Origin of the sequence: Mycobacterium sp. (assembly GCF_049281135.1) — a bacterium.
Lineage (GTDB): Bacteria > Actinomycetota > Actinomycetes > Mycobacteriales > Mycobacteriaceae > Mycobacterium.
In genome coordinates, this window is record NZ_JBAPRN010000323.1 from 1 (window position 1) to 2,164 (window position 2,164).

Genomic DNA, 2,164 nt, shown 5'->3' on the forward strand with positions numbered 1-2,164 from the left:
GCTGTACGAAGGTGCGGCCGCACTGGCAACCTCGCTCGACGACCCAGCGCCGTGGGCATGGGCCAAGGCCGCGGCCGAGGCCTTGATCGACCAAGCCCTCGCCCGCTGAGCCTCGACCCGACAAAAAGCCGCTGTCGCCAATCCCCGCTTGGAGCCGATGGATGATGTGCCCGCCTTCGAGCGACAATCTCAGACGCCCGCAAATTTGTCGCTCGGAGGTGGGCACAACGAACGCCCCAAGCCCTCGGTAGCCGAGTGACTGATGTGATTTTGCCAGGGTTGCTCAGCGCGCCCCGCGGACCAACCGGCCGGGACGCGCGCCGGTGTCGAGCCCGTGGCGGCGGGTTACCACGCCATTGACGATCGTGGCGTCGTAGCCCGAGGCGCCCTGAATCAGCCTCTTGCCACCGGCCGGCAGGTCGTACGCCATCTGAGGCCGGTGCAACGTGATCGCATTCATGTCGATCACGTTGACGTCGGCCCGCTTCCCGATTTCGACGACCCCGCGGTCGGACAGCCCGAAGAGTTGCGCCGTGTCGTAGGACTGCTTGCGGACGACGTACTCAAGCGGCAGCGTTTCACCTCGGTGCCGATCGCGCGCCCAGTGCGTCAGCAGGAACGTCGGGAACGATGCGTCGCAGATCATGCCGCAGTGCGCGCCGCCATCAGACAGTCCCACCACGCCGGCCGGATGAGTCAGCATCTCGCGGATCGCGTCGTGGTTGCCGTAGGCGTAGTTGTAGAACGGCAGCATGAGCATCGATGTCGCGTCGTGCTCGAGCATCAGGTCGTAAAGCGTCGACAGTGGGTCTTCGCCGCGTTCGGCGGCGATCTTCTCCACGGTGCGCTCGTCGGTCGGCTCATAGTCAGGCGGATCGCCCATCGCGTAGGTGCGGCCCAGCGCATATTGCGCGAGCGCAAACATGTTGTCGAACAACAGAGTTGGATCCGGCGGCAGATCCTCCTCGGAAAGAATCGCGGCCTTGACGGCGGGATCGGCCAGCCGCTGAGCGAGCTCCTCGCGGCTGCATTCGGCTTTCAGCCGCCGGAAGGTCGGGCGGTGAGTGAACGCGTGATGCCCGTCGAAGCCGAACAGCATGCCGAACGGACGCGCGGCGATCTGGGGATACAACCGACTGCCCGCGGCATGCGCGGCCGCTGAAATGTCCAGCTGTTCGCGCCACAGGTCCGGGGCGGCATCGACCTGGATCATGCCGAAGGAAATCGGCCGGTCGATCTCGGCGCCCAACCGCTGCATCCACTCCAGCTCTTTCTTGGGGGCGATGATGTCCTCACCCGCAACGCCCTGCGGAGCCAACTCGAACACCGCCTGGCCGCCGGCCGCCATGGCCCGGCCAAGCCCGAACAGCTCGTCTTCGGCGGCATAGGTGCCCGGTACGGGTTCACCGTCGATAGCACGGTGGCCCAGCGTGCGCGACGTCGAGAAGCCCAGCGCACCGGCTTCGATGGCCTCCTGCACGAGGCGCGCCATCGCCGCGATGTCTTCGGGTGAGGCCGGCTCGTTGCGGGCGCCACGCTCACCCATCGCATATGCGCGGATTGCGCCGTGCGCCACCTGGCTGCCGACGTCGACGGCGAATTCTCCCCGGCCAATGACGTCGAGATATTCGGGGTAGCTCTCCCAACCCCAGGAGATGCCCTCGGTGAGCGCCGTGCCGGGGATGTCCTCGACGCCTTCCATCAGGCCGATCAGCCAATCCTCTTGCCCGGGCCGTACCGGCGCGAACCCGACCCCGCAGTTACCGGTGACAACCGTCGTCACGCCGTGGTCACTCGACGGCTCCAGCAGCGCATCCCAGCTCACCTGACCGTCGTAGTGCGTGTGAATGTCGACAAAGCCGGGCGCGACGATCTTTCCGGTTGCGTCGATCGTCTCGGCGGCATCGCCTTCCAGCGGCGCACTGCCCGCCCCACGGCGCCGGATCTCGACGATCTTGCCGTCTTTGACGGCGATGTCGGCATCGAATCGGTCCGCGCCGGTTCCGTCGACGACGGTTCCGCCGGTGATTTTGAGGTCGAACACGATTACTCCCTTGTCTGCGCTGCCGCCGGGCTACAGTGACCAGCCAAAGGAATGTAACACCGTTACAGAGGCTTCGGGAGTACTTCCATGACGACCCACGCGGCGCCCGATCTACGGCGC

General features: G+C 66.1%; 1 protein-coding gene and 1 pseudogene. One reads left to right on the forward strand and one right to left on the reverse strand.

Annotated elements, in window-relative coordinates; genetic code table 11:
• Nucleotides 1-109: pseudogene (locus WAN02_RS13175) on the forward strand (TetR family transcriptional regulator); the annotation flags it as partial.
• A gap of 174 nt (nt 110-283) precedes the next feature.
• Here the strand turns inward: WAN02_RS13175 and WAN02_RS13180 are convergent.
• A complete protein-coding gene (locus tag WAN02_RS13180; protein ID WP_422264632.1) occupies nt 284-2,044 on the reverse strand; it encodes an N-acyl-D-amino-acid deacylase family protein in 1,761 nt (586 codons plus the stop codon).
• Between the last annotated feature and the right edge of the window lie 120 nt (nt 2,045-2,164).